This window comes from Stenotrophomonas maltophilia group sp. Smal32, from assembly GCF_030237085.1.
GTDB classification, from domain to species: domain Bacteria; phylum Pseudomonadota; class Gammaproteobacteria; order Xanthomonadales; family Xanthomonadaceae; genus Stenotrophomonas; species Stenotrophomonas maltophilia_Q.
The window spans coordinates 56,875-63,276 of the sequence record NZ_JASJSI010000012.1; the positions used below are offsets into that span (position 1 = coordinate 56,875).

At 61.9% G+C, this 6,402-nt stretch carries 10 protein-coding genes; 4 read left to right on the top strand and 6 right to left on the bottom strand.

What is annotated here, in order from left to right; translation table 11 throughout:
- Positions 1 to 93 precede the first annotated feature (93 nt).
- Positions 94 to 783, top strand: a complete 690-nt coding sequence (locus tag QRO91_RS04930; protein WP_100443549.1) for a hypothetical protein — start codon at positions 94 to 96, stop codon at positions 781 to 783.
- A gap of 5 nt (positions 784 to 788) precedes the next feature.
- On the opposite strand, the gene QRO91_RS04935 is transcribed toward QRO91_RS04930, so the two are convergent.
- The 4 genes from QRO91_RS04935 to QRO91_RS04950 are packed head-to-tail and all read right to left on the bottom strand — an operon-like array spanning position 789 to position 1,847.
- The gene (locus QRO91_RS04935; RefSeq protein WP_049431013.1) at positions 789 to 1,046 is read right to left on the bottom strand and encodes a hypothetical protein; all 258 of its coding nucleotides are present in this window, start codon (positions 1,044 to 1,046) and stop codon (positions 789 to 791) included.
- Positions 1,043 to 1,264 carry a hypothetical protein gene (locus QRO91_RS04940; RefSeq protein WP_049431011.1) on the bottom strand — a complete coding sequence of 74 codons (222 nt, stop codon included), beginning with the start codon at positions 1,262 to 1,264 and terminating at the stop codon, positions 1,043 to 1,045. The genes QRO91_RS04935 and QRO91_RS04940 overlap by 4 nt, the downstream gene beginning before the upstream one ends.
- A complete protein-coding gene (locus tag QRO91_RS04945; RefSeq protein WP_049431006.1) occupies positions 1,261 to 1,551 on the bottom strand; it encodes a hypothetical protein in 291 nt (96 codons plus the stop codon). The genes QRO91_RS04940 and QRO91_RS04945 overlap by 4 nt, the downstream gene beginning before the upstream one ends.
- Positions 1,551 to 1,847: a hypothetical protein gene (locus tag QRO91_RS04950; RefSeq protein WP_164135191.1), complete on the bottom strand. Its 297-nt coding sequence runs from the start codon at positions 1,845 to 1,847 to the stop codon at positions 1,551 to 1,553. The genes QRO91_RS04945 and QRO91_RS04950 overlap by 1 nt, the downstream gene beginning before the upstream one ends.
- A 189-nt stretch (positions 1,848 to 2,036) precedes the next feature.
- Between QRO91_RS04950 and QRO91_RS04955 the strand changes: the two genes are divergently transcribed.
- Together QRO91_RS04955 and QRO91_RS04960 are read left to right on the top strand one after the other, a co-directional pair.
- Positions 2,037 to 2,993, top strand: coding sequence for a hypothetical protein (locus QRO91_RS04955; RefSeq protein ID WP_197650104.1), 957 nt, complete (start codon positions 2,037 to 2,039; stop codon positions 2,991 to 2,993).
- A 318-nt stretch (positions 2,994 to 3,311) separates the two neighbouring features.
- Positions 3,312 to 3,497 carry a hypothetical protein gene (locus QRO91_RS04960; RefSeq protein ID WP_146257105.1) on the top strand — a complete coding sequence of 62 codons (186 nt, stop codon included), beginning with the start codon at positions 3,312 to 3,314 and terminating at the stop codon, positions 3,495 to 3,497.
- Between the two features lie 969 nt (positions 3,498 to 4,466).
- Here the strand turns inward: QRO91_RS04960 and QRO91_RS04965 are convergent.
- On the bottom strand, positions 4,467 to 5,270 hold the full coding sequence (locus QRO91_RS04965; RefSeq protein WP_146257106.1) for a hypothetical protein: 804 nt from the start codon (positions 5,268 to 5,270) through the stop codon (positions 4,467 to 4,469).
- Positions 5,267 to 5,476, bottom strand: a complete 210-nt coding sequence (locus QRO91_RS04970) for a hypothetical protein (RefSeq protein WP_049430994.1) — start codon at positions 5,474 to 5,476, stop codon at positions 5,267 to 5,269. Before QRO91_RS04970 ends, QRO91_RS04965 begins: the two co-directional genes overlap by 4 nt.
- 61 nt (positions 5,477 to 5,537) lie before the next feature.
- On the opposite strand from QRO91_RS04970, the gene QRO91_RS04975 reads away from it, so the two are divergent.
- Entirely contained in the window at positions 5,538 to 6,221 is a 684-nt protein-coding gene (locus QRO91_RS04975; RefSeq protein WP_062605942.1) for a hypothetical protein, read from the top strand.
- Positions 6,222 to 6,402: the final 181 nt, after the last annotated feature.

Here is a 6,402-nt window from a genome sequence, read left to right on the forward strand (position 1 = left end):
TTCGTCAGAGCCGTTCCTACACTTAGACCCGCTCGTTCCGATGGATGAAGGTCATGGCAGAATCGGCTCCAGCACAGAGAGGGGGACCATGGGATGGCTCTGGGATTTGGTGAATGCCTTTCGATGAAGGCGGAGTGCGCGACGTTCTGGGCGGGGTGGGGAGCCATCGCCACCGCAGCCGTGGGTCTGGTGACTGTTCTGGTTGCTTTCCTTGCGTGGCGCACATCCCGGCAAGCCGCAACTATCGCTGCGAGGCAACACCTGGACTCTCAGGTTCTGTGGAAGGCACAAGCCCGAATCGTTGGACGCCTTTTGCTTCACGAAGTGACCGCTGTGCCGAAGAAGATCCAGACCTACGCGGCTGAACTTGACGCATTGCCCACACTCGACCCGAGCAGGGTCAAAGATTGGCGCGCCGTGAAAAACGCAGTTGAGCGCCTCGCCGAACCTTTGTTGCCCAGCGCGGAAGCCATCGCCGAGCGGATCCACTACCTGTCCGTAGATCTCGGCGCGGACCTGGCGACGATGATCAGCCACAGCAGGGATATCAACGCGGCTGCCTGCCACATCGCCGCGCACATCCACGAGCACCAGCCGATACCGACGATCATGGCTACACGTATCAGCGTCTCGTACACCGGCAGGCGGATGGCTTTGGAGGTGCTGCGGCAGCAACTTCAATTCGTGGCTAGCATCGCTCCTGATCTGGTCGATCGCTTCCGCGAGGAGGTTCTCAGCGAAAGCGAGCGCACCGAGGGACAGGAAAGAATCCCGGTCGCTTAAATTGCTTACTCTGCCAGCCCCATCGCAACTAGGTCGATCTCATCCACCTGGTCGCGAAGGTGGCGGCGCGCGCGGCGCAGGTGCCTGGCGATCACTGCGCGGTCTTCTTGGGCAAAGAAGGTCTCTGCGTGCATGTGCAGCGCACGGCGGTGGTCGCGGCGGTACAGGCGCCAGGTGATTGCGCTGCCGTCGACGGTTGGGAACCGGCCCCAAGCGAAGCCCAGCGTCTCCTTGGGCGCGCGGCGTTCGATGTGGCGGCTCATGCCTTTGCTGCCTTCTTACCACCGCGGCGACCGTGTCGAGCCTCAACCACCTGCCTGCGGCTGATCGTGCTCTTGTCGATGCCGCTTGTGCCCGAGATTTCGACCTTGCCGCCGGCGGCCTTGAAGCGTGCGATGTCACTCGCCAGCTTCTGCCGGGCCTGGTCCTTTTCGCGGTCGGTCGCGCCACTGAAGACGGGCTTCACGTGGATGCTGGTCATGCTGCTGCTCCTTCGTAGACCCAGCGGCGCACCGTCCCGAACGGGACACCCAGCGCGGCGCTGATCTGGTTGACGGTGTTGCCGCTGGCCCGGAGCTGCCGGGCGCGGCGTTTAGTGGTGGCCGGCCAGTACCGGGCATGACGCTGGCGCGGTACCGGCATCCCTTGGCAGCGGGCCATGTCTTGAACCGCACGGGGCGAGCGTCCGAGGGCATCCGCGACGGTCATCGCGTCGCGGCCCTCCATCTGGCGCAGGGCCTGCAGTTCGCTGGTGCGCCAGAGCTCCATCACGCGGCCAGCGGGTACTGGTCGGCCGCATCCTGCAGACCGTGGATCATGGCCCGGCACATGTCCGGGAACTGCGCCTGGTCGTAGAGCTTAGTGGCACCGGTGGGATTGATCGGCTTGAACCCCAGCAGGGCCAGACCGTCGGCGCTGATCAAGAGCGGGGCGATGCGCGCGTTGATGTCGCCCAGCTTGATCTTGGCGACCTCGCGCGGCGCGGCGTTCGGTGCCGGGGTGCTGGCCATTGCCGTCGGAGCGCTTCGCGCCGGTGCCGCAGTCGCTGCCGGCGCGGCTGCCACCGGTTCGGTCTGCTGCTGGGCCGCTGCCTCTGCCGCGGCGTCGGCTGCCGCCTTCTGTGCGCGGGCAAGGCGCGTATGGTGGCTGAGAGGTATGGCGGTTCGTTAACGATTCGACAGTATCGCTATGAGCTAGTCAAGGCCCTAGACTGGATCCGGGGCCGAATGGCGGTGTGACGTCAGGGGAAGATCATGGCAGGCGATCCTGCGGCGGAGAATGCAGCAAATGTGAAGAGTGGCACTCCAACGTCCGGTGGAGGGGCATTCTATGGTTTTGGCCGTTGGCTCGTAGGAGTGGTTAGACCTTGGCGAGTATTCCTGAAGGTCGTTCTGGACCCCTATACTTTTCTACTCATAGTGGTCGGCGTCGTGCTGGGCTGGTTCGGACCCAAAGCTGTAGGTGAGAACTACAATGCCTTGCTGCAAATCGTTGTCGCTGTGGTAACGGGCGTGGTCGGGGCGAGGATCTCGACAGCGATGGCAGCTATCAACCAAGACGGTAAGCTATATGCAAGTGGCCGGATGGCTGTGCGTGGTCTGCGTTTGATTCTGACCAAAACGCTTGCGCTGGAGCGAAGGGTCGCCACTTTCGTTGCTGACTCTCAGAAGCAGCAGGTTCCAGAGGTCCGAGCTCAAGTCGCTATGCGCAACCTTGATGAAGTGCTCGAATCAATCCGGACGCTCCAGCTAGAAGTAGTTGGGTCGATCGAGAATTGGGTGGATGTCGTCCCCGATGCTGATGTTTCGAAGATATTCATGGCGGTAGGGGAGCTCCGTGACCAGCTGACCCAGAAGGACGAACAGCTCCGCGAAGCTGTGGAAAGCAAAGAGCGGCTCGAGAGTAAGGGTGAGACTGACACGCAGGCACTCAAACATGCAGAAAACCGCATTCGTGAGCTTGAGCGCGACAAGGCCGGGCTAGCAAATCAGATGCATTCGCTCAAGCAAGCCGCCACCCAGGGGTCGCAGTCCACCAGCGTCATGAATATGCTGACATTGGGCGATTACTTGAATCGAGTGGAGAATTCGCGCAAGGTCAGAAACCAGCGTTCTGAGATTACAGATCTTTCGCAAGCCATCCTCCCGATGAACGAGACTGGCGAGAAGGCCGGCTTGCATGAGGAGCTGGGTCGCCCCATCCCGAAGTGATTGACAGTGACGTTAGGAAATGAACTAATTCTGCAACTGTCAATAATTGTCCCTGAAGCCCCGGCCCTGCGCTGGGGCTTCTGCGTTTCCGGGACCCGAACACCGATCAACCTCCGCGCCGAAAGCCCCTCCGCTCGCCGTGAGGCGATTGGGGTTGGCGACAACGCAGGCGTGCGGTCTGCGCACGGCCTTTAGAGGCCGGGCAGCGCCTAGGCAGCGGTGGTGATCGGCCCTCTGCGCCCGCAGCCCCCCCCGGACCAACCACATCCTCGCGCATCAGCCGGTTGCGGGGCGGGCACCTATGCAGGAGAGACCATGGTGAGCACCGAAACCGTAGCGGCCGCCATGGGCGCCGGCCAGTACGCGCAGCCGCTGGGGGATGCGTGCATCCAGTTCGGTACTGTGACCGTGCTTCAGAAGGCGCACTTCTTGGCTCAGGAAGGCCGCAGGAGGCGCCAATGGGCGCCGCTGAAAGGCTCGATTTATCAGTGGAGGATTGGCTGACCGTTGACGAAGCCGCCCACTACTGCGGCGTCTCCAATAGCCAGTTCAGGAAGAACGCCATGTGCTATGGGCTCACTCCCGCCGCTTCATGGGAAAGCAGTTGTACGAAAAGGCGGCGCTCTATGCCGCGATCGAAGGTGCAGAGGAATGGCAAAGGTTCGACTCTACTGGCGCGGCAGCAAGGCCCACCTCGACTGGGCGGAAGGCGGCGAGCGCTTTCGTTGGTCCATTGGGCAACCTGACGCCCGTGAGGCGGAGAGAATACGTGCCGCGAAAGAAGCAGAACTGACCCAAGGGGGGGGGGCGGATCTCGGCGCGCCTGCCAAAGGTCCGCGACTACTTGGAGTGGTATCTGGACTGGTACGAGGCCAGGTTGCTAGACGACAAGGCGGCAAAGGAAACTGTGGGGAAAGGCAGCAGATCCGAGCACCGTGGCTCCTGGCGCTGACCGGTCGCTCGCCGATTTGTTGGATGCACTGGCTAGGCAGGTTCACCACGGTGAGCATCTGGAGGGGGATGCGGCGCAACAGCTTCTGGAGCCGGGCGCAACTCTGCTCATGGTGTTCGGCCCTCGGCTCGCGAATGGGTAGAGGAATGCTCGCCACTAGGTAGTTCTGGAAGCGGCAAACCTGGTGCTTCGGACGTGGGCGATGGAATGGCTCAACTCGGGAAAGCCTGGGGAGACCCGGCATGATCGAGCGATTGCCAGCAATCGCGGCTTGGCGGCTGTGCTGGGGGAGCTTGAGGCTGAGCGGAAACGCTAGAGCGCTCATGCGAACAGATCCAGTTGGGCCGGCAGTGCCGGTGCGCGCGGCGGCTCCGGCAGTGGGGCGGGGCGGTGGCGCGCAAACGCGCGCGCTGAGCGGCGTTGAACGAGAACCAGTAGCCCCGAGGCCATGCCGCCGCGCTCGCGCCTCGCTGAGGAAGACGCGCGCTGTGTGCTTGGCCTGTACAGCGGTGAGCAGCCGGTCACCCATGGCAGCTCTCCACGCGCCATGGCGTGGCAGAATGCCGGCGAATCCACAGGGGGATCAGCGAATGAGTATGCTGGATGGCGTCAGTCAGTGCTGGTGGCTCGGCAGTAAATGTCTGGTTGACTGGGATGCATGGTCGGCAATTGGGACGTTCTTTGCCGCGTTTCTGGCGCTGCAAATATCGCTTCGAGAACAGAGACGCAGACGGGAAGAAGCGCTGGAACGAGCCCTTGGCCTGTCCACGCTCTTGGAGCCCGATGTTCAGGAGTGGCACGAACGCATTCGGAAGTTGCGGCACCACATCCAACACGATCACGCCCAAGCGATTAATGAAAGCTTTGAGGCAGAGGGCGGTGACGTTCTTCAAGCTCCGGCTTCCGTACGAGAAAACCTCCATCGCATCCACGAGCTGCACAAAGCGGCCCAAGGACTTGCGGTCGCGGTGGCCTGCGCTGTCGCGGCCAGGAAAATGAAGTACCAAGTTAGAAGTGCGCTGCGACCTGGCGCTGAAGATCGGATTCTGATTTTGAACATTCTGGACACGCATCTGGAGATTGCGGACACGGAGCTGGAGAAAGCCCTCGAAGAGATCAACGCACGTATATTCGCGGGGCCTAAGAAGAGGCCGCGGTGGGCTCCATGGCGGCGCTGGTGAGAGCCGTTGAAGCCATACGGAAGAAAGGTCGCTTGCGTCGCTGTAGGCCTTGTAGGTCGTCCACGGTAGCGGTGGCAGCACATGCTCCAGCCTGGCCGTCCCACCGAGCCACACGTCCGCTTGGGTCGTCTTGTGGTTGCTCATGCATGCATGTCCTTGCTGTTGGTGGAGCGCTCGCTGTGCGCGGGGAGGTGTTCCCAGCGTTCGGCTTCGCCCAGGTAGTACTCATGGCGTTCCTGTCGGACGGTGGCGGTGAACTGCACGTGGTGCAGTGCGCGCTCGGCGGCTGCTCGGTTGGCCGTTGCCATGCGGGCTGGGTCGTGATCGAGGATGTCGAGCTGGCTATGCACAGCACGCCTCCGGGCACCGGGCCATGGCAGAATGCGGCCGAGTCCAAAGGGGGATCAGGGAATGAGCATGCTGGACGGCGTAATTCAGTGCTGGCCGCTTAGCAGTACTTGTGAGGTGTGGTGGGACGCTTGGGCTGTTGGTGTGGCAATGGGTGCTGCGGAAATTGCTCTCCTCGGCGCTATCGCGGTTGCGTATCTCGCTTATCAGGCCAACGAGCTCTCTCAGACTAGTCAACGAGAGGCTAGGGAAAAGGCGGCGACTGCTGAGCAACGTGAAATGGAAGAGAGAGCTCGTCAGGAGCGGGTCATTCTTTCCTTTCTTTCTGCTGAGCTCGAAGCCGTCGTCCGATGGTCGACGGCTTGTATTAGCTTGATGGAAGACGGGAGAGCTTTCGCTTTCGAAGAGTTCATTGCGAGCAAATCTGCACGTAAGACAATGTCCGATCAGGCGCATAGCCTCAGTGTCGAGAATGCTGGGCGGATGCTTCCGAGTTTCCACGTTTGTAGCCCCGCCATAGGGCTGAGGCTTGGACGGTTGCTGGGCGACCTCTACATTCAAAGGAGCTCGTTTTCTTCCTACAGCAATTGGCCCGACGTTGGACAAACGGAGGATGGGTTCACTGTGAGGCGAGCGGAGTGGCAAGTCTCGTTCAATCTCACCCTGTCCAGGCTTCGACGGATCCGATCCGACGCAGAGCATTGCTCTGCCGCCGCATTCGAAGTTGCGCTGCAGGACCCCGCCTGAGGTTCCTGCGCTCAGACCGCAGCATGCTGTGGCGGCAGTAGGCAAGCGCACCGCTGCTGCAATGCGGGCGAGGTCGTGATCGAAGATGTCGAGGTGGTTGCGCACGCTGGACTCCTGGGATGGGTTGCCGGCCGGTGGAGCCCGGCCGGCGCGGGCTCCCTGCGCTACAGGGGGAGAGCGC

Bases quoted from the DNA above. Each gene is read 5' to 3' on its own strand.
- QRO91_RS04975 (WP_062605942.1), top strand. From the start codon at position 5,538: ATGAGCATGCTGGACGGCGTAATTCAGTGCTGGCCGCTTAGCAGTACT.
- QRO91_RS04930 (WP_100443549.1), top strand. From the start codon at position 94: ATGGCTCTGGGATTTGGTGAATGCCTTTCGATGAAGGCGGAGTGCGCG.
- QRO91_RS04965 (WP_146257106.1), bottom strand. From the start codon at position 5,270: ATGAGCAACCACAAGACGACCCAAGCGGACGTGTGGCTCGGTGGGACG.
- QRO91_RS04955 (WP_197650104.1), top strand. From the start codon at position 2,037: ATGGCAGGCGATCCTGCGGCGGAGAATGCAGCAAATGTGAAGAGTGGC.
- QRO91_RS04940 (WP_049431011.1), bottom strand. From the start codon at position 1,264: ATGACCAGCATCCACGTGAAGCCCGTCTTCAGTGGCGCGACCGACCGC.
- QRO91_RS04935 (WP_049431013.1), bottom strand. From the start codon at position 1,046: ATGAGCCGCCACATCGAACGCCGCGCGCCCAAGGAGACGCTGGGCTTC.
- QRO91_RS04945 (WP_049431006.1), bottom strand. From the start codon at position 1,551: ATGGAGCTCTGGCGCACCAGCGAACTGCAGGCCCTGCGCCAGATGGAG.